This window comes from Methylomonas rapida, assembly GCF_024360925.2.
GTDB lineage: Bacteria > Pseudomonadota > Gammaproteobacteria > Methylococcales > Methylomonadaceae > Methylomonas > Methylomonas rapida.
The window spans coordinates 3,695,172-3,719,731 of sequence record NZ_CP113517.1; the positions used below are offsets into that span (position 1 = coordinate 3,695,172).

A 24,560-nucleotide genomic window follows, 5' to 3' on the forward strand; every position below is an offset into this window, starting at 1 on the left:
TGAGGTTAGAGTTTATTGACTTTGACTTCGGCCAGACGCAGCACTTGCTCGTCGAACAGAAAGCCTTTGCGTAATTCTTCGAGTACGACGGCGTTATCGAACCTTGAATCGTTGCCGATCGCAATCGTCGTCATCGTGTGCGCATCGAACGGCTTGCCGACGCAATCGACGGCAAACACCCGCCGGCGCTGTAGCAACTGTTCCAGGCGTTTCAGTGTGATTTCCTGGCCTTGCGTAAAGCTTTCGATGAAACGCACATCCTGTTTTTTGGAATGGTTGAACAACGTATCGACCGGGCGATAGTTTTGCAAGGCCTTATAGCCTTCGCTGAGGCGGTCGTAAATATCGACCAACTCCAATAACATACCCCGTTCGACTTGCTTGCGCTGTTGCTGCACGCGTTCGTTGGCGGCCGCCAACTCGGCACTCAAGGCTTGGTTGTCGGTTTTCAGGGTTTCGACGGCCTCGCTCAAGCTATCCAGCGTGGCCTTGAATTGGCGCGACTCGGCCTTGACCTCGGTTTTCAATCCGGCCAGATCGCTGAACAGCGCGGTCAAATCCGGCTGATCGACCGCAGTCAGATGGGCAAAATCGGTTTCCTGTAAATACTGCTGCAAGGCTGACAGCATTGAGTCTTGCTGATTGTCTGTAGTCATGACGGTTTTTGCTTGAATTTCGCGGGCATTTTATCGATGGAAATCGTACCCAACAGCTTAAGAAAATCGTCTGCGGGCAGCGGCCGCATCGGGCCGTCCTGGCCGAAGGCGCGATCCAACAAGGCGTCGAATTCGACGTTCGGAACATGAAACAACGCGTAACGCAAGCGGCTGTCTTCGTCCTTGATCAGGTCGAAGGCCTGCTGGATTTGCCGAAAGCGCGGCGGGTCGCGTTCGGGCGGATGCTCTTTGACAGCCTGCAAATAGGCCTGTTTGATGTCGGCGTCGCTAGCCTGTTCGCTCACGCCCAGAATTTGATAGGGTGAATTCATCGACACTGCTCAAAAAAACGGTAACTGAAATTGCGGGGAGTCGTCCACGAAGCGCTCGAGGATGTCTTCAAAACTGACGCCGATATCGATTTTCAATTCTTCCGCGGCGACAAGCACCATGACAGCTCCCACGAAGTCCGGATTCATCAGCAATATCCCCAATCTTTGCGGATCGATACGCTTACCGTATTGGCTGATACATTTAGCCATAAATCGCTCAGGATCTGTTTTTGCCATGATGTCCTGAGTTTTTTTGCCAATCCGCCTCATGATGGATTCCGGGAGATGCCCGAACAAATCGTCTATCGGATCATCGTCAAACTCTTCCTCATCGAATTCATCGAAATCATCTTCGAACTGAAACGGGTTGATGGCACCGCTGGCCTGCTCGATGAGGCGCCCGATCAGCACGGCTGTCTTATCATCGTTATCCGCTCGCGCTTCTTCCAGGGCATTTTGCAGCATGAACAAGGTCATGAAATCCAGGCGACTGGCATCAGCCTGGCAATCGGCCACCGTCTGATAATAACGCCAAAGGGGTTTCCGCCACCTGACATTGCCCATTTTGGCGCAGTGCTTCAATAACTCGAAATGAGCGATCTTTTCCAGGGCCTGGCACCAGGACAGCAATAATGCTTCATGGTCGAGCAACCATTGCAGCGATTTTTTCAGCGGCGCCTTGATTTTGTCCAGAGCTTTGAACAGTAAGGTCCTATCGTCCAGCTGCTCGTCGTAATATTCCATAGCCGCGATCAGCCGCTGTAGTTCCGGTGCGGACAGCAAATAATCCTTGAACGCCGGCAACGCGCGGGTCAAGGCCGCGGTCGGCAGTTCCAGCAACCCGGCTTCCATCTGCGCCTGAAATTGCATGTTGATGGGATCGTCGTTGAGTTTGGCCAGCGCATCGGCGATCTGCTGCAAACCTTGCTTTTTGTCTTCCGCCTGCCATAGATAAAAGCCGCGCAGCAATTCGGCCTGGCGGCGCAGATTTTTATCGATGCTCAATTGTTCGGCCGCCTGGATTTCCTTTTCCACCAAATGAAATTTTTCGGCTTTCAGCAAACGGCGGGCATGGGCCATGTGATTGGCAAACAACATCTGTTTGGCCAAGGTATTGACCGGGTCGACTTTCAATAAGGCCTTGGCATAGGCCGCCGCCTTTTTGAAGGCTTTTCTGTTGGCGGCGGATTTGGCCGCCCGTACCAACAGATCCGTATCGGCAGGAAAGCGCTTCAGGCTACGCTCCAACCACTCTTCGTATCTGACCGGATCCGGCCGATTTTGCTCATAAATACTCAAGATAGTCAGGTAACTTTGCCTGTCGTCGGCATCGTATTCCAGGCTAGCGGCCAGCAACTCCGCGGCGGCGTCATAAGGCGCCTTTTCGGCCATGTGCCGGAATATCAGCGCGATTTTTTTATCGTTTGCCGGCCGGTTCCTTTTCAGAATATCGATACAGCGTTCCCAGTAAAAACGGGCATCGTAACTATTTTTGCCTTGCTCGCACAGCAAGGCTTGTAGCCGATTTTCCTCGAACGGGTCTTTCAGCGCAAAGTGCTTGCGATAATCGTTATAACCAGCAGGATAATTAGCCAGCGCGCCTTGACAATAAGCTTGCGCGGCATGTGTTCCGAACACCTCCTGATATTGCATGGCCAGATTGAAGCGCATCTTGTCGTTCAACGGGGTTTTCTGCTTCAGCAAGGTTTCCAGCAAATTCATCTGCTGGGCGGAAAAACCCTTGGCATGGGCGACAACGCGCCGCTGAGGGTGTTCGAGACCCGCCATGGTGGCAATGAAGTCCGCGCCCATTTGCAGATACGCCAGGCAGGTATCGGCCAACGCTCGATAAGGCGAGGCGGCCGGAATTTTGGCCAACATGGCCGGTGCCTGCTCAATCGAAGCCGCATCGAGCAATTGCACCTTCAGCAAGGCGCGTAAATCACGAAACGCCGAACGAAACGGCAGCTTTTTCAAGGCTTGTTCGCACTGTTCCCGCTCGCCATCGCGATAAGCCGACAGCGCTTCGTCAACCCATGGCCAATGCCTTGGCAACGCCGAATCTTTCGGCAGATGCGCCAGCATGTCCGTACAATCGGCTACCAGCAAGGCGCCTAGATGAGCCGCCAGCTCGGGATAGTCTTCATCCAATTGCCGCGCCTCGAAACTTTCGAGCACCGCATAGGCTTTGCGGTTGTTTTTGCAGGCGAGCAACCATAGTACATAGGTATCTAGGGCTTGCAGCGGCGCTGCGCCGTATGTGGAATAGTTTTCCCACAGCACGCAAGCTTCCTTGTACATACCCTTGTCGGCCATCGCCCAGGCTCTTTGCAGATAACAATCCGCCAGGCACCGTTTATGCTCGACATCGTTCGACTGTTTCAATAACTCCTTGAACAAATCCGTCGCTTCTTTAAAGCGTCCGGCTTCATAGTGTGCCCGCGCCTTTTGCGGCAACGTCAACTCATTGAGTCCAGCCGAAATTTTTTGGATGATTTTTTTCATTGCGATAGTGGCATCGACCTATGCTATGGAGGTTCATTATAAACAGCCTCGCCATCCGCCGCTGATCAAATCAATACCATATTATCGCGATGGATCAATTCGGCTTCGTCGGCATAACCCAACAGTTTTTCGAACTCGCTACTGGATTTGCCGGCAATCTTGGCCGTCTCGTCGGCGCCGTAATTGATCAAGCCGCGGGCGATTTCGTGGCCTTGCAAGTCGCGACACGACACCAGGTCTCCGCGCTGGAATTTGCCCTGCACGGCCTTGACGCCGACCGCCAGCAGGCTCTTGCCGGCCGATTTCAGGCTATTCACCGCACCGTCGTCCAATGTGACGCTACCCTTGACCTGCAATTGGCCGGCCAGCCATTGCTTCCTGGCGGCCAACGGTTCCAGATTCGGAATCATATAAGTTCCCAGTGCTTCACCCTGATACACACGGGTTATGACGTCCTCGAGCTTGCCGGAAACAATCACCGTCGCCGCGCCGGAACGCGCCGCCAAGCGTGCCGCCCTGACCTTGGTGTACATGCCACCGCGCCCCAGGCCGCTGATGCTGCCGCCGGCCACTTCATCCAACAGGCTTTCGTTGACGCTGATCTCGGAAATCAGCTTGGCGTCGGGATTCAGGCTGGGATTGGCGTCGAACAAACCCAATTGGTCGGTCAGGATGATCAACAAGTCGGCTTCGACCAAATTGGCAACCAGGGCACCTAACGTGTCGTTGTCACCGAAACGGATTTCCTCGGTGGCTACCGCATCGTTTTCGTTGATGACGGGCACCACGCCGAAATCAAGCAAGGTCAGCAAGGTGCTGCGGGCGTTCAGATAACGCTGGCGGTCGGATAAATCGTCATGGGTCAGCAAGACTTGGGCGGCCAACAAATCGTGTTGGCCGAATTCGTTTTCGAAACAGCGGACCAGACCCATTTGCCCGACCGATGCGGCCGCCTGCAATTCGTGCAATAGCTTGGGACGCGCTTTCAATTTCAAGCGGCTGACGCCCTCGGCCACCGAACCGGACGATACCAGGACCACATCGACACTGCGTTGACTCAGCGTCGCCATTTGCGCAACCCAGCCGGCGATGGCGGTTTTATTCAAACCTTTACCGCCGTCGGTCAATAGCGAACTGCCGATCTTGATGACGACACGTTGGGATAGACGAAAATCACTCCGGCTCACCGCTAAGCTCCTGCAGCTGGAATTGTTGCTGCGCTTTTTGTTGTTGGAGAAATTCCATGATCGCGTACATCAATTCTTGCGTACCCTGGTTTTTCAGTGCCGAAATCTTGAATACGGGACCATCCCAGCTCAATTCATCGACGATGGCCTGGCAATGCTGCTCGACTTCATCATCGGGCACGTTGTCGATTTTGTTCAGCACCAGCCAGCGCGGCTTGTTGGCGAGGTCATCGCTCCATTTTTCCACTTCCTGAATGATCTTGCGCGCCGCCGACACGGGCGTTTCGTCGCTTTCATAGGGAACAACGTCTACGACGTGCAATAAAAGCCCGGTTCTGGATAGGTGTTTCAAGAATTGCAGGCCCAATCCAGCGCCTTCGGCGGCGCCCTCGATGACGCCCGGAATATCGGCGATCACGAAGCTGCGCATGTCGTCGATGCGCACGACACCCAGATTGGGATGTAAGGTCGTGAAGGGATAATCGGCGACTTTCGGCCGCGCCGACGACACCGCACGAATCAAACTGGACTTGCCGGCATTGGGCATGCCGAGCAGGCCGACATCGGCGATCACCATCAACTCCAGGCGCAGCATGCGATGCTCGCCGGCCGAACCTTTGCTGAATTGTTGCGGCGCCCGGTTGACGCTGCTCTTGAAGCGGGTGTTGCCCAGGCCATGGAAGCCGCCCTTGGCCACCAGCAACTTTTGCCCGATGCGGGTCAAATCGCCGATTTTTTCGCCGGTGCTGGCTTCATAGACGATGGTGCCGGGCGGCACGGCCACGAAACAGTCCTCGCCTTTCTTGCCGGTGCAATTGCGGCTGCCGCCGTTTTCGCCGCGCTGCGCCCTGTGTACCGAATGGTAGCGAAAATCCACCAGTGTGTTGACGTTTTCGGTAGCTACCAGATAAACACTGCCGCCGTCACCGCCGTCGCCGCCGTCCGGCCCGCCCAAAGGGATATATTTTTCGCGGCGGAACGAGGCCTTGCCATTGCCGCCATCGCCTGCTTCTACGCGGATTTCCGCTTCGTCAACAAATCTCATGCTTGTCCAATCGGTATAAACAAAAAAGCCCCGCTGAAGAACGAGGCTTTTCGTATCAGTTGTGCGCTAAGCACAGCCAAAAAATGTTATGCGGCTGCAATGCTGATGTATTTGCGGTTTTGCGGGCCTTTCTCAACGAAAACCACTTTGCCGTCGGTCAATGCGAACAGCGTGTGGTCTTTGCCCATGCCAACGTTGTCGCCGGCATGGAATTTGGTGCCGCGTTGGCGGACCAAAATGTTGCCTGCTTTAACCACTTGACCACCGAAACGTTTCACGCCCAGTCGCTGAGCATTAGAATCGCGTCCGTTGCGGGTACTACCGCCTGCCTTCTTGTGAGCCATTTTCTAAACCTCGTGTGTTATGCAGAAATGCCAGTAATCTGGACTTCTGTGTAATATTGACGATGCCCCATTTGTTTCATGTGGTGCTTACGTCTTCTGAATTTAATGATCCGGACTTTTTTGTGTCGACCTTGAGAGACCACAGTCGCAGTGACTTTGCTGCCTTGGACATAAGGTTGACCGACTTTTACAGCGTCACCTGATTGAACCATCAGCACTTTGTCAAACTCTACGCTGTCGCCGGCGCCCAACTCAAGTTTTTCGATTTTTAAGGTAGTACCCTCTGCGACACGATACTGTTTACCACCTGTTTGAATTACCGCATACATCGCGCAAGCTCCATCAAGCATATATCTGTTAAAAGTGAACAGCGGATTATATTTTCAAACACTTGCGCCGTCAAACCAAAATTTACACCGCTTTGACGCCACCAATCAGACAACGCCAATGATACTATTGACAGTACCCGCCATTATAAATAGCATGGCCGCCATTTTACTCAAAGCCATGCGCTACCGAACGAACTTTTTACGACTCACATGACAGCAGCACACTCATCCACCGATTCGGTAACCATTGATTTTGATTCGATCAAAAACCTGACCGCGGCCGAAACCAGCGCCGTCGATCAATTGATTCTCAACGAACTCAGCTCTGATGTGGTACTGATCAATCAAATCGGCCACTACATCATCGGCAACGGCGGCAAGCGCCTGCGGCCAATGCTGCTGTTGCTCGCCGCCAAAGCACTCGGCAAAGCTGGCGACCATCACTTGATATTGGCTGCCGTCATCGAATTCATCCATACCGCCACGCTGCTGCACGATGACGTCGTCGACGAATCGGTTTTGCGCCGCGGCAAGGAGTCGGCCAACGCGGTCTGGGGCAATGCCGCCAGCGTCCTGGTCGGCGACTACCTGTATTCCAGCGCCTTTGAAATGATGGTGCGCACCAACAACATGCGGGTGATGGAGATCATGTCCAAAACCACCACCGCGATTGCCGAGGGTGAAGTCTTGCAGCTTTTGAACTGCAACAATCCCGACACGACCGAGGAAAAATACCTGGAAGTCATCGCCCGCAAGACCGCCATCCTGTTCAGTACCGCAACCCGCCTGGCCGCCGTCGTTTCCGGCGCGGATTCCGCCACCGAAGAAGCTCTGGCAATTTACGGCCAACAACTGGGCGTCGCTTTCCAATTGATCGACGACGCGCTGGACTATAAAGCCAGCACCGAAGAACTCGGCAAAAACCTGGGCGACGACCTGGCCGAAGGCAAGCCTACCTTGCCATTGATTTACGCCATTGCGCACGGCACGACTGAACAAGCACAAACCATCATAGACGCCATTCGCCACGGCTCGCGCGACGCCTTCAATGACGTCTATGCCATAGTAAAAGCTACCAACGCGATCGAATACACCGAACGCTGCGCCGAACAGGCCGCGGAAAAAGCCATCGCCGCTTTAGCCTGCTTGCCAAGTTCGGAATACAAAACCGCGCTGGAACAATTGGCCAGATTCTCGGTACAACGCCAACATTGATGCTTATTCCGCATTCAGCAGCGCGACAAGCTGCTGAATGCTTTCGCTCATCCGAGCGACATGCTGCTCCACCTTATCCAGCAACTGCCGCAACAAATCACCGAGCTCACGGGAATCGACACCCCGCAGCGAGCCCGCGAAGCGCCGCTCCAATTCGCTGACCACATCCTGATCGACCAATTCATCAAGCCGCAGCAACGCGTCCTCCTGCAAAATCTGCTGAACAAACGCTTGTTTAGGCAATTCGGCTACGCGTAATCTCAAGGACTCGCAAGCGCATAAAGCCCTATTCGCCAGCGACTCCACATCCTCCAGCAACGCAATACCTTGCGCAAACCCTCTCAAATCGGCCGCTTGCCGTTCAACCACAGCTAACAGCAACTTGAAACGTTTTTTTGTCGACCTCATCCATCCCGCCCCATTAAAAAATATTGCACATATTAAAACCCTTGCCAACGGGAAGCCCATCGCCATTTTGCCCGGCAAATCATCGTGCCCACAATACGAAACACAGACAAAACCCATTGTTTTATAAGCTTTTTATCAATATTCGCCTTTAGATCAAACTTGCATTTACAGCATTTATCATTTACCTTAATCCACTACCTTGAAGGCTAGGGGTGCTTTCGTTTCGGACGATATGACCACGAAAGCTGAGAAAAACCCTTTGAACCTGACCCGGTTAATGCCGGCGTAGGAAAGCCAAATCTTCCCTGCGCTCGCGATTTATTGATATTTTGGAGATAAGCATGAGCGCTGTCCGCAATGAAATTACTACCGACACCGGCAGTAGCGTAAGAATCGATTCCTATCCCGCCTCGGAAAAAATCTATATCCAGGGCAGCCGCCCCGACATGCAGGTGCCGATGCGCCAGATCAACCTGTCGGATACGCCCGCCCATTTCGGCGCCGAGAAAAACCCGCCGATCTTCGTCTACGACACGTCCGGCCCTTACACCGACCCCAACATCGACATCAATCTACACCAGGGCCTGGGATCCGTGCGCGGCAAATGGATAGAAGAGCGCGGCGACACCGAAGTCTTGAGCGGCCCGACCTCCAAATACGGCCACGAGCGCCTGCACGATCCAAAAACCGCGCACCTGCGTTTCGAATTGACCCGTCAACCGCGCCGCGCCAAGTCCGGCCACAATGTCTCACAGATGCATTATGCCCGCAAAGGCATCATCACGCCGGAGATGGAATACATTGCGATCCGCGAAAACCAGAATCTGGAAGCGATGCGCGACCGTTACCAGGGCCAGCATCCCGGTTTTTCCTACGGCGCGAATATCCAGTCGTTCATCACGCCCGAATTCGTGCGCTCGGAAGTCGCCAGAGGCCGCGCAATCATTCCGGCCAACATCAACCATCCAGAACTGGAGCCGATGATCATAGGCCGCAACTTCCTGGTCAAGATCAACGGCAACCTGGGCAACTCGGCCATTACCTCTTCGATCGAGGAAGAAGTCGAAAAAATGCTGTGGGGCATCCGCTGGGGCGCGGACACCATCATGGACTTGTCGACCGGCAAAAACATCCACGAAACCCGCGAATGGATTCTACGCAACTCGCCGGTACCGATCGGCACCGTGCCGATTTACCAGGCGCTGGAAAAAGTCGACGGCAAGGCCGAAGAACTGACTTGGGACATCTTCCGCGACACTCTGATCGAACAAGCCGAACAAGGCGTCGATTACTTCACGATCCATGCCGGCGTGCGTTTGCAGCATGTACCACTGACCGCCAAACGCCTGACCGGTATCGTCTCCCGCGGCGGCTCCATCATGGCGAAATGGTGTCTGGCTCACCACAAGGAATCCTTCCTGTACACGCATTTCGAAGAAATCTGCGAAATCATGAAGGCCTACGACGTGTCGTTCTCGCTCGGCGATGGCCTGCGTCCGGGCTCGATTTACGACGCCAACGACGCCGCCCAGTTCGGCGAACTGGAAACCCTGGGCGAATTGACCCAGATCGCCTGGAAACACGACGTGCAGACCATGATCGAAGGTCCCGGCCACGTGCCGCTGCAAATGATCAAGGTCAACATGGACAAACAACTCGAAGATTGCTTCGAAGCACCGTTCTACACATTGGGACCTTTGACCACCGACATCGCCCCCGGCTACGACCATATCACCTCCGCGATCGGGGCCGCCAACATCGGCTGGTACGGCTGCGCGATGCTGTGCTACGTGACCCAAAAAGAACATCTGGGCTTGCCCAACAAGCAGGACGTGCGCGAAGGCATCGTCACTTACAAGATCGCCGCCCATGCCGCCGACCTTGCCAAAGGCCATCCCGGCGCGCAAATTCGCGACAACGCCATGTCCAAGGCCCGCTTCGAGTTCCGTTGGGAAGACCAGTTCAACCTGGCGCTGGACCCGGAAAAGGCACGCTCGTTCCATGACGAAACCTTGCCGAAGGAATCAGCCAAAGTCGCGCACTTCTGCTCGATGTGCGGCCCACATTTCTGCTCGATGAAAATCACCCAGGATGTTCGCAACTATGCCCAGGAAAAGGGCCTGCAGGAAGAAGAAGCACTGAAAAAAGGCATGGAAGAAAAATCCGAGCAATTCCTGAAGGAAGGCGCGGCAATTTACCACGAAGTTTAAGGTTAGCCCCGACTCACCCCATCCGTTCGAATTGAACCAGCCGACAAGGCCTTTCTGATTCCAGCCGAAGGCTAAGGATTTGATTGAAAATAATTTCCCGCACTCCGGGACCATCGTTCCCTTGCTCTGGGTGAGAATGCAGCCTGGACCGCTCTGCGGTTCGGGACGCTAGAGCGTCCCTGAACAGGTTCCCATGCAGAGCATGGGAACCAATTTCTGACGAAATCCTGTCTAAGTGTAAACGGATTCAGCGCCTCCAAAAGCTCTCTTGTGCCTTGCAGGGGAGCCCTTCTCGCTTGCCTATCCATCTTCTTTCCAAACCGGGACGCCCACACTTTCTCAAATAAACGGCCGGCCCCATCAATCCTCGGACTTATCGATGGCCGAGGCAAAAAGCTTTACTTGGCAAACCATTCCGCGATTTGCCGATCATTTCACTTTTTTAGAAAGCCTACTATGCTTGCTCAAAGCCCGTTCACTCAGCGGGACCGAGATATCGAGCCAGGCGACTCTATATTCCTTACAGCTCCAGCCGAAACATCCCGCAATCCACAAAGTCACTAAGCGAGGATCAATGATGACTGATTTCAAAGAATTCCCAGAATACGACGAACTGCATGTGATCTCGGATATCCACATGGGCGGCAAACCGGGCTTTCAAATCCTGCGAGAAACAGGGCGGCTGGCCGGCTATATCGCTTGGGTCGCCCAACAAGCCCCAGATGGCAAAGTGGCACTGGTGTTGAATGGCGATGTGTTCGACACGTTGGCGGAGGATATCAAAGGCTATGTAGCGATCGACGATGCCGTCACGACAATCCATCGCATCATGAAGGATGACGCCTTTAGCGGGATCTGGGACGCCTTGGCCGAATTCGTCGCCCAAGAAGGCCGCACCCTGGTTTTCGTGATCGGCAACCATGACATTGAAATGGCCTTCCCGACCTTACAAAACCTGATCAGTTGGCGATTGGCGGGCGATGATTTAGTGAAAAAAGCCCGCATCGTGTTTTCCACCACGGGCGCCGGTTATACCTGCACTGTCGGCGATGCCAAGGTCTATTGCACCCACGGCAACGAAGTGGATGCCTGGAATTACAACCGCTACGAGGATTTGGCCAAGGTCTCCCGGCGTTTGAACGCCGACCAACCGCTCGACCCCAAGGAATGGTGCCCGAATGCCGGCACCCGCATGGTCAAGGAAGTCATGAACGAGATCAAGAAGACCTATAAATGGATAGATCTGTTGAAGCCCGAAACCACGGCAGCCGTCGGTACGCTAGTGGTGCTGGACCCGTCGCAGGCCTCCAAGATCACAAAATTGCTATCCATCGTCGGCGAAAAGTCCAAAGGCAGCCAGCAAGTAGACCAGCGTCTTTCGGCGGAAGGTTTCAAGCCACATGCCGAGCTGGAAACGACTCCGCTCGGACTCGAACAACTGCTAGGCCCGAATCTAACGGCCGGCGTCCGAGCTCAGCAAGGCCACGACGCCGAAAGCGTCGACGACATGCTGTTGAATGCCGAAAAGAATCTTCACAATCCGGCCGCGTTGGTGGCAACGCCAGAAGAAGCATTAGGCACCGGGGAGTTGATCTGGGACCGTTTAACCGGGTGGATAAGAGGCGTGGGCAAAGACGAAGCCTTGCGCAGAGCCTTGCAGGATTGGTTGAAAAACGACAAAACCTTCGTCATCGATGACAAGGACGACACCTTCAAGGACGTGACCGCCGCGGCAGGCTCATCGATAGACTTCATCGTGACCGGCCACACCCACCTGGAGCGGGCAATCGATATGGGGAACAACCGCTTTTACTTCAATTGCGGCACCTGGATACGCTTGCTGCGCTTTACCGATGCCATGCTGAAGGACAAGGCCTCATTCAAGCCGGTTTACGATCTGCTGGTCGATCAGCAGGGCCGCATGGAGTTAATCGATGACGCCCAGTTTCCGGATGCCACCGGAACAAAAACCTCCTTCGTCCTGAATCAAACCAGCGCCGTATCGATAAAAAAGGAACACGGAAAAGTGGTTGGCCGCCTCACGCACATAGAAGGGGACGGCAAAGGCCAACCCAAGGAAATCAAAGCTTTCGCGAGGGCCTGACATGAAAACCACCAACACCTCCGCCGCGATTGGCTACGTCAAGCTGGAGCTGTTGCGCCCTGGCCCCGCCCACAATCAGCTGCTGTCGCCGCTGACGCCCTACATCGCGTTATGCGGCGCCGATGGCCCGGTAACGATCCGGATTCCATTCGAACATCGGCATCTGCTGATGCGTTTGGCGCGCTTACGCTATCCGCAGGGCAAGGACCCTGCCACGGACGATCAAAGACAAGCCGAAATCCGCGATATCGGCGAAACCATAGGCAGCATCTTGAGCCAAGTCCCGGCGTTACTCACCGAATTAGGCAACGCCAATGTCGAAAACAAAAAACTGATCCATTTGAGACTCGCCCTATCCGGACTTGAATTGGGCATGATACCGTTCGAGGCCGCGGTGGCGCCGGATGGCTTTCCAGGGTCGGGCTCGCCGCTGTTCTTGCAAATGCGCACGCCCATCAGCATCACCCGCGAAGTCAGACACGGCAAACAACCACCAGTCGATTGGACCCGCCCGCCGCGCATCCTGTTCGCCTTTGCCGCGCCCGACGGTTTGTACGTGCCGGCCCAGGCTCATTTGCAGGCATTGCGCGAGGCGATTGATCCCTGGGTACAACAGAAAGACAACGACAACGAGCGGTTGCCGGAAGTCAAAAAATTACTGACGGTGTTACCCAATGCAAGTCTGGAGCAAATACGCAAAGAGTGCACAAAGAACGAATACACCCATGTGCATATCCTGGCCCACGGCGCCACCTTCAAGAATGCGGGCGAGGAACGCTACGGGCTCGCTCTCTGCAAGGAACTCGATCAAACCACGGACATCGTGGATGGTGAACGCCTTGCCATAGCCCTGACCGCCCACGACGCGTCTGGCACCACGCGAAATCGTCCGACGCTCGTCACGCTCGCCACGTGCGACTCGGGAAACGTCAACACGGTCATCACGCCTGGCGGCAGCATCGCCCATGAACTGAACGCCGCGGGCATTCCCTGGGTCATCGCCTCGCAGTTTCCCTTGTGGATGAAAGCATCGGCCATTGCCGCCAAGGTACTCTATAACGGCTTGCTCAAGGGCAAAGACCCTCGCTGGGTACTCTATGAACTTAGGCAAAGACTGCGAACCGATTCCCCCGGCACTCACGACTGGGCCAGCATCATCGCTTATTCGGCGGTTCCGTGGGATTTTGACAAGCAAGTCAGTCGCTTTCGTGACCAGCAGACCCGGCGAAAAATGAATGTCAAATTCGCCCGAATAGACGAATTAGTCGGTGTCGATCACAAGGGCGAACCCAGCAAACCTCTGGACAAACTCGATGCCAATCGCATCACCGAGTTGGAAAGCCTTTGCGAATCGATTCGTTGCGACCTGAAGAAATGGCATGATGAATTGCCCATAACGACCGAAAATCAAAAACAAAAGGCGGAACGCCTCGGCATCGGCGCGGCCAGCGAGAAACGCATCGCCATTGCCTACTTTTTAATCAAAAAAGACGACGAAAGCATAAAAGCCTACGAAACCGCGCGCGACCTTTACCGCGCGGCATTGGAGGCCGATCCAACCAATAACTGGGCCATCACCCAGCATTTATCGCTCATGACCATACTAAAAAATCTCAATGGAGAAACCGACTTTGCTGAATTACGGGATGACTATGGAAAATTATGGATCGCCGCGCACGAAATTTCACAATGGCAATATCGCAACTCCAAACCAGAAGAGCGGATCTATGCGCTCGGCACACTCGCGGAATTACACCTGTTGAGCCCGATATACGCCGATGAAATGGAACAAAAACACGCCAAAAGCGAAATCAGGCGTTGCTGCAAGGAAATGCGCGAGATCGTAGCCGCTGACACTTTCCCTTTGTTTTCAACCAAACGCCAGTTCAGGCGTTATTTGAATTATTGGCGCAATCCTTTGTGGGATGACCTGGCCAGGGAAGCACTCAAATCGCTGGGCGATAAAGTACCTCCAGCGGCTTGAGCAGACTCCCCGGACACAAGTACAAGGCATCGTGTCCGGAGAAGCGGGATTTATTTCACCTTGAGCAGCTCTTTGCCGTCACTGGTAAAGTGGCAAATGCCGGCCGCAAAATAATTACAATCGTCCGACTGCTCGATTTTGGCACCGTCTTGCGTCAACTGAACCTTCAAGGAACAGTAATGGGTTTCGCCGGGAATCTGCTTTTTCATGACCAGTTCTGTTTCAGAAACCATCTTCGCTTCGCCCGACACTTCCGCCGAACAGGCATGCTTGCCTTTCTCATCGGCACTCGGTTCGAAATCGACGTCGGCGCTTACCCGAATGTCTTCGCCTACTTTGGTAATCTTCATGTGGTAGACATGATTGCCATCACGCAACACATAGTGATCGGTCGCGGCCACGGCCGTACCTGAAATCAACAGCGCCATCGCCATAAACAAGGTTTTTTTCATGGTTTTCACCTGATTTTTAATTTTAAGCCATTGCAACGAAACAGCTTTCACCGACCTTCGTTACCCCATTAGCCAACAAAAAGGATTTTGTCGGCGCGCGGTCATCCTAACCACTGATAAAAACGTGTCAAGCGATAAACACGTCCTGTTGGGCACGCGGGCAACAGCTGCCATGAAACCCCAGCGGATTTATGACATAATCCGCCCCTCGATTTTCAAGCCGTTTTTGTCCATGTCCAACAGAAAAATTCTCGTCACCAGCGCCTTACCCTATGCCAACGGCCCCATTCATTTGGGCCATTTAGTCGAATACATCCAAACCGACATCTGGGCCCGGTTCCAAAAAATGCGCGGCCACGAATGCCATTACGTCTGCGCCGACGACACCCACGGCACCCCCATCATGCTGCGCGCCGACCGCGAAAACATCACGCCGGAGCAACTGATTGCCCAAGTCGAACAAGAACACCGGGCCGATTTCGCCGAATTCGGCGTAGCTTTCGACCATTACCACAGCACCCATTCCGAAGAAAACAAAACCTTGTCCGCGCTGATTTACCAACGCCTGCGTGACGGCGGCCATATCTGCAGCCGCAGCATCACCCAAGCCTATGACCCGGTCAAGAACATGTTCCTGCCGGACCGTTTCATCAAGGGCGATTGCCCCAAATGCGGCGCACAAGATCAATACGGCGACAACTGCGAGGCCTGCGGCGCGACCTATTCACCGATGGAACTGAAAAACGCGGTGTCGGCGGTTTCCGGCGAAAAGCCCATCGAAAAGGATTCGGTGCATTACTTTTTCAATTTGAACGATTTTGCCGACATGCTGACCGACTGGACCCGGGCCGGTCATTTACAACCCGAAGTCAGCAACAAGATGGCCGAATGGCTGGAAAACGGCCTGCAACAATGGGATATCTCCCGCGACGCGCCCTATTTTGGCTTCGAAATTCCTGACGCACCCGGCAAGTATTTTTATGTCTGGCTGGACGCGCCCATCGGCTACATGGCCAGCTTCAAAGCTCTGTGTGACAAAAAGAGCCTGGATTTCGACCAATTTTGGAGTGAGGACAGCACGACCGAGCTGTATCATTTCATCGGCAAGGACATCATCTATTTCCACGCCTTGTTCTGGCCGGCCATGCTGCACGGCGCCAAATTCCGCACGCCCAGCGCGATCTTCGCCCACGGCTTCTTGACCGTCAACGGCGAAAAAATGTCCAAATCCCGCGGCACCTTCATCAAGGCCCGCACCTATTTGGACCACTTGAATCCTGAGTACCTGCGCTATTACTTCGCCGCCAAACTCAGTTCCGGCGTCGACGATATCGACTTGAGCTTCGACGACTTTACACAGCGCGTCAATGCCGATCTGGTCGGCAAGGTCGTCAATATCGGCAGCCGCTGCAGCGGCTTCATCAACAAGCGCTTCGACGGCATGTTGTCGACAACTTGCGTCGAACCGGACTTGTTCCAGGAATTTGTCGATGCCGAATCCGACATCGCCGAGCTCTACGAAAACCGCGAATTCGGCAAAGCCATGCGCATGATCATGGCGCTGGCCGACAAAGCCAATCTGTACATCGACGACAAAAAGCCCTGGCTGATCGCCAAGGAAGAAGGCAAGGACCAAGAACTGCAAGATGTTTGCAGCGTGGCATTGAACCTGTTCCGCATGCTGGTAGCCTATCTGAAACCGGTGATTCCGGCCCTGGCCGCCAACGCCGAAGCCTTTTTGAACCTTCCAGCCCAAGCCTGGCCGGCTGATGCCAAGCCCTTGGTTGCGCACAAGATCAATCCGTTTACCCCGTTGATGACCCGCGTCGAACCGGAAAAAATCGCCGCCATCGTAGAGGCTTCCAAGGAAAATCTGGAAAAAACTGCGCCGACGCCGCCAGCCAAACGCTTCGATCCGATCGCAGAACCCATCGAAATCGACGACTTCGCCAAGATTGACCTGCGCATCGCCAAAATCCTGAAAGCCGAACACGTCGAAGGCGCCGAGAAACTGCTGCATCTGACCGTCGACATCGGCGACGAAACCCGCAGCATTTTTGCCGGCATCAAATCGGCCTACGCACCGGAAGACTTGGTCGGAAAACTGACCGTGGTCGTCGCCAACCTGAAACCGCGTAAAATGCGCTTCGGCCTGTCCGAAGGCATGGTGTTGGCCGCAGGCCCCGGCGGTAAAGACTTGTGGGTATTGTCGCCGGACGCGGGCGCGCAACCGGGCATGCGGGTCAAATAATTACCGATGTCCTTGACACTGGCCGAACGAATCGACGCCCTGCTGCCGCAAACCCAGTGCCGCAAATGCGGCTTCGAGGGCTGCAAGCCTTACGCGGAAGCGATGGCTCAGGGCGCAGCCGACATCAATCACTGCCCGCCGGGCGGCCAGGCCGGCATCGCCAAGCTGGCCGATTTGCTCGGCGTTGCCGCCAAACCATTAGACCCAAGCTGCGGCACGGAAGGCCCGAGACTGGTCGCAGTGATCAACGAAGCCGACTGCATAGGCTGCACCAAATGTCTGCCGCCCTGCCCGACCGACGCGATACTCGGCGCCTCCAAACACATGCATACCGTGATCGCGGCCCTTTGCACCGGCTGCGAACTCTGCGTCGCGCCCTGTCCGGTCGCCTGCATCAGCATGATCCCCGCGCAAGCCAATGAATGGACAAGCGAAGACGCCGAGCGCAGCCGACGCCGCTATCAACTGAAAAATCAGCGCCTGGCCAGACAGGAAGCCGAAAAAGTCGAACGCCTGGCCAAACAAAAACAACTGCTGGCCAAGCTCAAAACAAAAACTCAACTTTAATCCGCTCAGGCAATGACTAAAGTCGCATTTGGCTTTATAATGCCGCTTCTCATCATTTGCGCCCGTAGCTCAGCTGGATAGAGCGCAGCCCTCCGGAGGCTGAGGCCAGAGGTTCGAATCCTCTCGGGCGCGCCATAAAAATTGAAACGTCTGAATAAATCAGCCACTTGAAATACTTTCACCCGTCGAGTTAGGCGGCATAGAGAGCTTAAAAATCCTCTGCTGATGGCTAACAAATCACGGTGAATTGTCTGTTATGCGCCTTGCCCATAAAGGTCCCCATGTTGCCTGTCACGAAAACCACCGGACCGCGACAATTTTTTCGAGCAACTTAATAAAGTAACGGAACTGGACAATCCTATCGTTCAGAAATAAGCTAAGGAATGAACATGAAATAACCTATGCAAGTATTCGGTGTAGGCGCGGATTTATCCGCACGGTGCGAATGAATTCGGATCTACCATTGCCTGGCTTATTTCTCACATATTCCTAAACCATTTTTAATAAGGGGCGACTTATGGGAACTTGTTATCGCGGCATGCCAAAATTCATTGGCGCATTTTTCGATACGGTATATCAACATCCGTCCATGGCGCTGTTCTTTATAGCCGGGGTGACGGCCTTGGCGGGCTCCTGGTGGTACAAGACCAGTAAAAAACCGGAATAGGCCTTGCCCAGGGAAATGCTAATTTATTCTCTTCCGTTCGAGTCGTGCCTGTCGAAGCCCTTGTTCATCATGACCAGCCCTTCCACACGCTCAGGAAGATAATGCTTTGGCGGCTATAACGCCAGGCGGCTTGACCATTACAGCCGCAGTCATTTCTCGGCAACCGCCTGAAGCCATGTTAGCATCAGTTGTCATCTAATTTCGGAGCAAAACCGTGCAGCACGAATTCTGGCATGAACGTTGGCAACAAAATCAGATCGGTTTTCACAAACAGGAAACCAACCCGTTCTTGCAACGCTATTGGCCCAAGCTCAAGACGAATCCGGCGGATCGCGTATTCGTTCCGCTTTGCGGCAAAAGTAACGACCTGTTGTGGTTGCGAACGCTGGGCCACTTCGTCGTAGGCGTTGAGTTGAGTCCGCTGGCCGTGGCGTCCTTTTTCTCGGAAAACGGTCTGCAACCTCTGGTGAATAATCAAGGCAACTTTTCCAGCAACGAAATTGATGGCCTGAAAATCCTGTGCGGCGATTTTTTTGCGTTGCGACCGACTGACATAGGCCCCATTCAAGCGGTTTATGACCGCGCCTCATTGGTCGCCCTGCCGCCCGACATGCGCGTCGAATACGCCATGCATCTAGCGGCCCTGGTTCCGCCGAAGACACAGATACTGATGATCACGTTCGACTATCCTCAGCATGAAATGCCGGGCCCGCCCTTCAGCGTAAACAGAGCGGAGATAGACAGCCTGTTTGGCCATTGGTGCGACATCGAGTTGCTGGCCAGCGAGGACGTGTTAACCCACGAAGCGCACTTCAAGCAAAGAGGATTGAGCAGGCTGGAAGAGAATATTTACCACCTGCTCGTCCGCTAAACCGGGCCACCTTGCTTTCAAATCAAACCTCGTCCTGTCATACCAGTTAGAGGAGACATTCAAATCATTGATGCTGCCGCCTGAGTCCGCTTGTCGATCTTTAACGGATTTGTAACATCGGCCGGCTAAAGTGGACGTTCTTCGCAAACTCCAAGGTGCAGCAGAACATGAAAAATCCAATCAATTATCGTCTAAAAGCTTTGGCCATCGGCATGGGCGCGCTGAGCGCCACATTATCGGTCGACGCGATAGCCAGAGATCATAAACCCGGCCAATCGGATCAAGTGCCGACGTCCGCAACCGAATGGTTCAAGGCCGGCCAATCCGCGGTTTTACTGAATAAAAGCGATTTACCCAAATTGCGCAAAGCCAAAAACGTGATTCTGTTCGTCGGTGACGGCATGGGCGTTTCCACCGTGACGGCGTCCCGCATCTTGGAAGGACAATTGCAGGGGCGCGACGGTGAATATAATCGTTTGGGCTTCGAGAAGTTCTCTAATCTGGCATTGTCTGTCACGGCCAGCGCCAATCAACAAACCTCCGATTCGGCGCCAACCGCCACCGCCATGGTGACAGGCATCAAAACCAACGATGGCGCCATTTCCGTCGATCAAGACATCGATCGGATGGAACCCAGCGCCGACATCACGGCCGCGCATAGCGTCAAGACCATTCTGGAACGCGCCGAAGAGCGCGGCATGTCTACCGGCGTAGTCACGACCGCTCGTTTTACCCACGCCACGCCGGCCGTGAACTACGCGCATATTTCCAACCGCGATTGGGAAGCCGACAGCAACTTGCCGGCGAACGCCAGCGTCAAGGACATTGCCCGGCAACTGCTGGAATTTCCTTACGGTAACGGTTTGGAAGTAGCCATTGGCGGCGGCCGCAGCTATTTCATACCCAATAACCAGCCCGATCCGGAATATCCCAGCCAAAAAGGCCGCCGCAAAGACGGCCGGGATTTGACCCTGGAATGGTTATCCAAATACAACAATTCGGAATACGTCTGGAACAAGGACCAATTCGATGCAATAGACCCCAAGAAAACCGAGCATTTGCTGGGTTTGTTCGAACGTTCGCATATGCGTTACGAAGCGGACCGCAAGGACGATGCCGCCGGCGAACCTTCATTGGCGGACATGACCGAGAAAGCCATCCAGATTCTGCAAAAAAACAAAAAAGGCTATTACTTGATGGTTGAAGCGGGCCGCATCGATCACGCGCATCACGCCGGCAATGCCTACCGCGCCCTGACCGATGCGATCGCGTTGTCAGACGCCGTCAAAAAAGCCAGAGCCATCACCAACGACAAAGACACCTTGATCTTGGTTACGGCCGATCACAGCCATGTGTTCACCATCGCGGGCTATCCTTCGCGCGGTAATCCCATCTTGGGTAAAACCGCGGTCGATGGCGTCGAGCTGACCGACTCCCTGGGTTTGCCTTACACCACCTTGTCATACGCGAATGGCCCCGGCTGGACGGGGGGCGCTCAACGCAAGGAGTTCAATCCGGCCAACGAAGGCACCGTGACCGCGACCTACGCCGGCAACGCATTGCGTCCCAACTTGACCGCGATTGACACCACCAATCCGAACTACCTGCAGGAAGCCACCGTGCCGATGGGATCGGAAACCCATGCCGGCGAGGAAGTCGCCATTTATGCCGACGGTCCGGGGGCTTATCTGGTGCGCGGCACGCTGGAACAAAACGCAATTTATCACGTGATGGCGGACGCGCTGGGCTGGCATTAATCGGCTTTACACCCTTCCTCTCCGCTCAGGGACGCTCGTCGTCCCTGATTTTTTTGACTATTCGGCAAGTTATCCAAGGCCGTTGAGGCAACGGGACAAGAGCCCCTGTTCCGCCGGACGGCAACCCTTCGTCGCAGACCTCTTTTTGCCGATGCACACCGAATAGCGGCATTTTTTTTGAGCGTAAATTTGAAGAACCATGAACAAGCCTGTTTTTAAGACCGTATTCCCAGCCATAAGCCTCATCGCCATAGCCGTCATCGCGGGTTGTGGCACTGCCTCAACGTATCCAACGGCAAATGCCACTATCATCGAACCCACGTCGGCTACGTTACCCGCTGTCGCGGCGGAATTTTTGACGACGCGTGAAAGCGACGAAGATGAGCATTCGCATGATGAGCACGAAGCCCAAACCCGCCCAGTCCATTGGCGTTTCTGGCGCAACAGCAAGCAGATCGACATAGAAAGGCCGCAGCTCGACGTGGGGGAATCGTGGCAACAGGATGGCCGTGCCATCATCCACCGCAAGCTATACCATGCCGATCAGCGGGCGATAGAATTTCAGCAGGACGATTTAAAAATGCTGCAGGCGGCACCGTCCTGGCACAAACTGTCATGGTTACTGGATCAAAGCCTGCTGCAGCAATTGAGCGCCAGCGACATCGAGTGGTCCGAAGGCTTTCCCATCCGCGACTATCAAGGCACGGTGAATGGAACCGCCTGGCATATCGTCATGCGCATGGACATGGCCTTGCCGATTCTGGTCGAAAGCCGGTCCGCACAGGCATCCGAACGCACCGAATTGCTCAATGCCTACGCGCTGTCCGCGGCTCCCTGGCAACCGACGCCGTCCGATGCTTATGAGGTCATCGATTATGCCGATTTGGGCGACAAGGAATACGACCCGTTTGTGATTAAAGTGCAAGCGCAGATGGGACACGCGCATCATCACTGAGCGGTTTGCATCAGCGGGCGTAGTCAACGCATGACCGCCTATCCTGACGGGATAGGCGTTTTTTGTGCCTAATCGGCCAAGGCAAAATGCCGGACATCCTGGCCATCGATCATGAAGATGCTGTATTCGGCCAGATTTTTACAATGATCACAGCAAATTTCCAGGGAGTTCAGAATTTGCAACAGCGTCAGCACCGGCCTGATCTGGCGCGAATCCCGGTGGACAAAAGCAAATTGATGCTTGATGGCTTCCTGGATGCCTTGGCAAGTACCGGCCTCGTTTTGCAACAGCCCATGCGCCGGGCCCGATTCCAAGCCGTCCAGAACACCCATCAAACTACCCAACACACCTTGCATGTCTCGACATATCTTGACGATGTCAATCAGCATTTGCGTGGTAGGCGTACCGTTTCTGGGTTCGTACAAGGTCAGGCTCAACTTGGCCATCTCGGCTATTTCATTGCCCAGATATTTCATCACCGCTGAAATTTTTGAAATCGATAGCGCCATGCGCAAATCGCCGGCGACCGGATTTTCCTTGGCCAACAGCGTCAAAATGGCATGATCTATGTTGGTTTCGTAAGCGCGCACCTCGGCGGCCTGGGCAACGACCTGCAACGCCGAATCCAGATTTGCTTCATCCATGGCTTCGGTCATGCATTCCCATTGCCGTAGGATCAAACTGCTCATTTCCACCGCCAAACGATGGACTTCCTGCAACTCTTGATCGAATTGATTGAATATATGAGGCCTGGCGCGGGCGTCGGTATGCAGTTTCATAACTTGTCAGATAGTCACAATATCGGGAAAAATGAAAACCAGGATCTCCGTCAAATCCATTCCAGCCGATACAAATCAAGCCGCCTGTGGGCGAGATTGCGCGCGGCCCCCTGGCTGCGCGTCTGTTTCAGCAAATCCAGATTTACATCGGCTATCAAGGTCATTTCGGTATTCGGTGTGGCTTCGGCCAGAATGGCGTCGTGCGGAAAGGCGAAATCGCTCGGGCTGAAAATGGCGGCCTGGGCATATTGAATATCCATGTTTTCCGCATGCGGCAAATTCCCGACGCTGCCACCGATGGCGACATAGCACTCGTTCTCGATCGCCCGCGCCTGCGCGCAATAACGCACCCGTTGATAGGCATTTTTGGTGTCGGTCCAGAACGGCACGAAAATGATCTGCGCGCCATTCAAGGCGGCCAGGCGTGCCAGTTCCGGAAACTCCGAGTCATAGCACACCAATACCGCTATCTTGCCGCAGTCGGTGTCGAACACCTTCAAGGCATCGCCGCCTTTCATGCCCCAGTAACTGACCTCGTCGACGGAATTATGGATTTTATATTGCGCTTCAAAAGTGCCGTCGCGCCGCAATAACCACGACACGTTGTATAACTCGCGATTGCTGTATTCCGGCATCGAACCGGCGATGATGTTTATGTTGTAGGACATCGCCATTTCCAGCAAGCCATTGCGAATCTCGCGGCTGAATCCGGCCAAGGCGCGTATGGCATCGGCGGGATTTTTGTCATTGAACAGCCCCATCAACGGCGCACTGATATACTCCGGAAACAACACGAAATCGGCGTTATAGCCGGCGACCGCATCGATGAAAAATTCGGCGTGTTGCAGCAATTCGTCCACGCTGGTCAGCCGGCGCATCTGCCATTGCACCACGCCCAGGCGAATCACGCTTTTGGGATGACCGAGCTTTGGGAGGTTTTCGACATAATCCAGATTGATCCATTCCAGCAAGGTGGCGTAACCGTGCGAATCGACATCCACCGGCAAATAGCCAGTCAACAATTTCCGCACGTGGAAGCCATTGGCCAATTGAAACGACAGCACCGGATCGAAAATTTCCTGGCTCTTGACTTGTTCGATATAGCGTACCGGCGTCAGCGAATCGGCGTATTTGGCATAGCCGGGAATGCGGCCGCCGGCGATGAAACGGCGCAGATTGAAGGTACGGCACAACTCCTTGCGCGCCACATACAATCGCCGTCCCAGGCGCAAGCCTCTATGCTTGGGATGGACGAAAATATCGACTCCGTACAAGGTGTCGCCATTGAGGGTGTGGTGGGTGATGTAGCCATTGTCGGTGATTTGGGCGTAGGTGTGATTGTCGCCAAACCGGCTGTAATCCACGATCATGCAGAATCCCGCCGCCACCAGCACGCCATTGTCCTCGATGCCGATCTGCCCTTCCGGAAAACGGTTGATTTGCGCGGCGTATTGATCTTTTTTCCAGGCTCCGCCCAGGTTGCCGTACACCTGCTCCATGATGTCGGCAATTTGCGGATAGTCTTCCAGCGTCAAGTGCCGCAGCAACAATTTATGCTTTTTGTTTTTGGTTTTTTTCATTGCAGGTATCGCTCCCGTTCAAACCGCTACCGATGGCATTGGGTCGAGATTTTTTGCACGGCATCGGATGCCGGCTCGGTTGCTGGGTGATTTCTTCCAGTAGCGTCAAAACCATCGCCATCTCGGCATGAGCACCGCTATGGCTAAACACAAAAACGGATTCTTTAAAGGGCGTGCCGCGAATGGAAAATGAACCGGCTCTATGAGCATGGCACGGAAAGTCGGTATCCCGCAGACCTATGAAGCTTTGGTTTAGCATCAGCGTTTGCAGAAATTCCGTCAACCGCTGGCTTTCTACGATGTGGGTCAATTCAGCCTTTAGTGTCATATCGGCAACTTTAAATTGGGTTGCCGACAGATTA

22 protein-coding genes, 1 tRNA gene and 1 riboswitch are annotated in these 24,560 nt (G+C 54.3%); of the genes, 11 read left to right on the plus strand and 12 right to left on the minus strand.

Annotated features, from left to right (window positions below):
- Positions 1 to 5: 5 nt before the first annotated feature.
- The 7 genes from NM686_RS17405 to rplU all read right to left on the minus strand — a co-directional run bounded on the left by NM686_RS17405 (position 6) and on the right by rplU (position 6,398).
- Positions 6 to 656 (minus strand): nucleotide exchange factor GrpE, encoded by a 651-nt coding sequence (locus NM686_RS17405; RefSeq protein ID WP_255189119.1) that lies wholly within the window; start codon positions 654 to 656, stop codon positions 6 to 8.
- Positions 653 to 988, minus strand: coding sequence for a J domain-containing protein (locus NM686_RS17410; RefSeq protein WP_255189120.1), 336 nt, complete (start codon positions 986 to 988; stop codon positions 653 to 655). Before NM686_RS17410 ends, NM686_RS17405 begins: the two co-directional genes overlap by 4 nt.
- Positions 989 to 997: 9 nt before the next feature.
- Complete coding sequence (locus tag NM686_RS17415) at positions 998 to 3,493, minus strand: hypothetical protein (protein ID WP_255189121.1); 2,496 nt, start codon at positions 3,491 to 3,493, stop codon at positions 998 to 1,000.
- 65 nt (positions 3,494 to 3,558) lie between these two features.
- Positions 3,559 to 4,680: a glutamate 5-kinase gene (gene proB, locus NM686_RS17420; RefSeq protein WP_255189122.1), complete on the minus strand. Its 1,122-nt coding sequence runs from the start codon at positions 4,678 to 4,680 to the stop codon at positions 3,559 to 3,561.
- Positions 4,667 to 5,725, minus strand: a complete 1,059-nt coding sequence (gene cgtA / locus NM686_RS17425) for an Obg family GTPase CgtA (protein ID WP_255189123.1) — start codon at positions 5,723 to 5,725, stop codon at positions 4,667 to 4,669. Before cgtA ends, proB begins: the two co-directional genes overlap by 14 nt.
- Positions 5,726 to 5,811: 86 nt before the next feature.
- Positions 5,812 to 6,069, minus strand: coding sequence for a 50S ribosomal protein L27 (rpmA, locus tag NM686_RS17430; RefSeq protein WP_255189124.1), 258 nt, complete (start codon positions 6,067 to 6,069; stop codon positions 5,812 to 5,814).
- A 17-nt stretch (positions 6,070 to 6,086) separates the two neighbouring features.
- Entirely contained in the window at positions 6,087 to 6,398 is a 312-nt protein-coding gene (gene rplU / locus NM686_RS17435; protein ID WP_013819936.1) for a 50S ribosomal protein L21, read from the minus strand.
- A 210-nt stretch (positions 6,399 to 6,608) separates the two neighbouring features.
- Here rplU and ispB point away from each other — a divergent pair, with 210 nt between their 5' ends.
- Complete coding sequence (gene ispB / locus NM686_RS17440; protein WP_255189125.1) at positions 6,609 to 7,613, plus strand: octaprenyl diphosphate synthase; 1,005 nt, start codon at positions 6,609 to 6,611, stop codon at positions 7,611 to 7,613.
- 3 nt (positions 7,614 to 7,616) lie between these two features.
- On the opposite strand, the gene NM686_RS17445 is transcribed toward ispB, so the two are convergent.
- Positions 7,617 to 8,021 (minus strand): hypothetical protein, encoded by a 405-nt coding sequence (locus NM686_RS17445; RefSeq protein ID WP_255189126.1) that lies wholly within the window; start codon positions 8,019 to 8,021, stop codon positions 7,617 to 7,619.
- A 198-nt stretch (positions 8,022 to 8,219) separates the two neighbouring features.
- Positions 8,220 to 8,330, plus strand: a riboswitch (TPP riboswitch).
- A 32-nt stretch (positions 8,331 to 8,362) separates the two neighbouring features.
- Between NM686_RS17445 and thiC the strand changes: the two genes are divergently transcribed.
- From thiC to NM686_RS17460, 3 genes are all read left to right on the plus strand, one after another.
- Positions 8,363 to 10,231, plus strand: a complete 1,869-nt coding sequence (gene thiC, locus NM686_RS17450; RefSeq protein ID WP_255189127.1) for a phosphomethylpyrimidine synthase ThiC — start codon at positions 8,363 to 8,365, stop codon at positions 10,229 to 10,231.
- Between the two features lie 574 nt (positions 10,232 to 10,805).
- The gene (locus NM686_RS17455; RefSeq protein ID WP_269021876.1) at positions 10,806 to 12,335 is read left to right on the plus strand and encodes a metallophosphoesterase; all 1,530 of its coding nucleotides are present in this window, start codon (positions 10,806 to 10,808) and stop codon (positions 12,333 to 12,335) included.
- A 1-nt stretch (position 12,336) separates the two neighbouring features.
- Positions 12,337 to 14,319 carry a CHAT domain-containing protein gene (locus NM686_RS17460; protein WP_255189129.1) on the plus strand — a complete coding sequence of 661 codons (1,983 nt, stop codon included), beginning with the start codon at positions 12,337 to 12,339 and terminating at the stop codon, positions 14,317 to 14,319.
- 50 nt (positions 14,320 to 14,369) lie between these two features.
- Here the strand turns inward: NM686_RS17460 and NM686_RS17465 are convergent, their stop codons facing one another.
- Positions 14,370 to 14,771, minus strand: coding sequence for a hypothetical protein (locus NM686_RS17465; protein ID WP_255189130.1), 402 nt, complete (start codon positions 14,769 to 14,771; stop codon positions 14,370 to 14,372).
- A 232-nt stretch (positions 14,772 to 15,003) separates the two neighbouring features.
- Here NM686_RS17465 and metG point away from each other — a divergent pair, with 232 nt between their 5' ends.
- From metG to NM686_RS17500, 7 genes are all read left to right on the plus strand, one after another.
- The gene (gene metG, locus NM686_RS17470) at positions 15,004 to 17,022 is read left to right on the plus strand and encodes a methionine--tRNA ligase (RefSeq protein WP_255189131.1); all 2,019 of its coding nucleotides are present in this window, start codon (positions 15,004 to 15,006) and stop codon (positions 17,020 to 17,022) included.
- A gap of 6 nt (positions 17,023 to 17,028) precedes the next feature.
- Entirely contained in the window at positions 17,029 to 17,589 is a 561-nt protein-coding gene (locus tag NM686_RS17475; protein WP_255189132.1) for an RnfABCDGE type electron transport complex subunit B, read from the plus strand.
- 58 nt (positions 17,590 to 17,647) lie between these two features.
- A tRNA-Arg gene (locus NM686_RS17480) sits at positions 17,648 to 17,724 on the plus strand.
- Between the two features lie 382 nt (positions 17,725 to 18,106).
- The gene (locus tag NM686_RS17485; protein WP_255189133.1) at positions 18,107 to 18,256 is read left to right on the plus strand and encodes a hypothetical protein; all 150 of its coding nucleotides are present in this window, start codon (positions 18,107 to 18,109) and stop codon (positions 18,254 to 18,256) included.
- Positions 18,257 to 18,470: 214 nt separating this feature from the next.
- Positions 18,471 to 19,127, plus strand: a complete 657-nt coding sequence (locus NM686_RS17490; RefSeq protein ID WP_255189134.1) for a thiopurine S-methyltransferase — start codon at positions 18,471 to 18,473, stop codon at positions 19,125 to 19,127.
- A gap of 167 nt (positions 19,128 to 19,294) precedes the next feature.
- Positions 19,295 to 20,884 carry an alkaline phosphatase gene (locus tag NM686_RS17495; protein ID WP_255189135.1) on the plus strand — a complete coding sequence of 530 codons (1,590 nt, stop codon included), beginning with the start codon at positions 19,295 to 19,297 and terminating at the stop codon, positions 20,882 to 20,884.
- Positions 20,885 to 21,083: 199 nt separating this feature from the next.
- Complete coding sequence (locus NM686_RS17500) at positions 21,084 to 21,839, plus strand: hypothetical protein (protein ID WP_255189136.1); 756 nt, start codon at positions 21,084 to 21,086, stop codon at positions 21,837 to 21,839.
- 68 nt (positions 21,840 to 21,907) lie between these two features.
- Here NM686_RS17500 and NM686_RS17505 read toward each other — a convergent pair whose 3' ends face one another.
- From NM686_RS17505 to NM686_RS17515, 3 genes are read right to left on the minus strand one after another with little or no spacing between them, the layout of a single operon-like run.
- Positions 21,908 to 22,618, minus strand: a complete 711-nt coding sequence (locus tag NM686_RS17505) for a phosphate signaling complex PhoU family protein (RefSeq protein WP_255189137.1) — start codon at positions 22,616 to 22,618, stop codon at positions 21,908 to 21,910.
- A gap of 50 nt (positions 22,619 to 22,668) precedes the next feature.
- Positions 22,669 to 24,198 carry a carbon-nitrogen hydrolase family protein gene (locus tag NM686_RS17510; RefSeq protein ID WP_255189138.1) on the minus strand — a complete coding sequence of 510 codons (1,530 nt, stop codon included), beginning with the start codon at positions 24,196 to 24,198 and terminating at the stop codon, positions 22,669 to 22,671.
- Positions 24,170 to 24,526, minus strand: coding sequence for a hypothetical protein (locus tag NM686_RS17515; protein WP_255189139.1), 357 nt, complete (start codon positions 24,524 to 24,526; stop codon positions 24,170 to 24,172). Before NM686_RS17515 ends, NM686_RS17510 begins: the two co-directional genes overlap by 29 nt.
- Positions 24,527 to 24,560 lie beyond the last annotated feature (34 nt).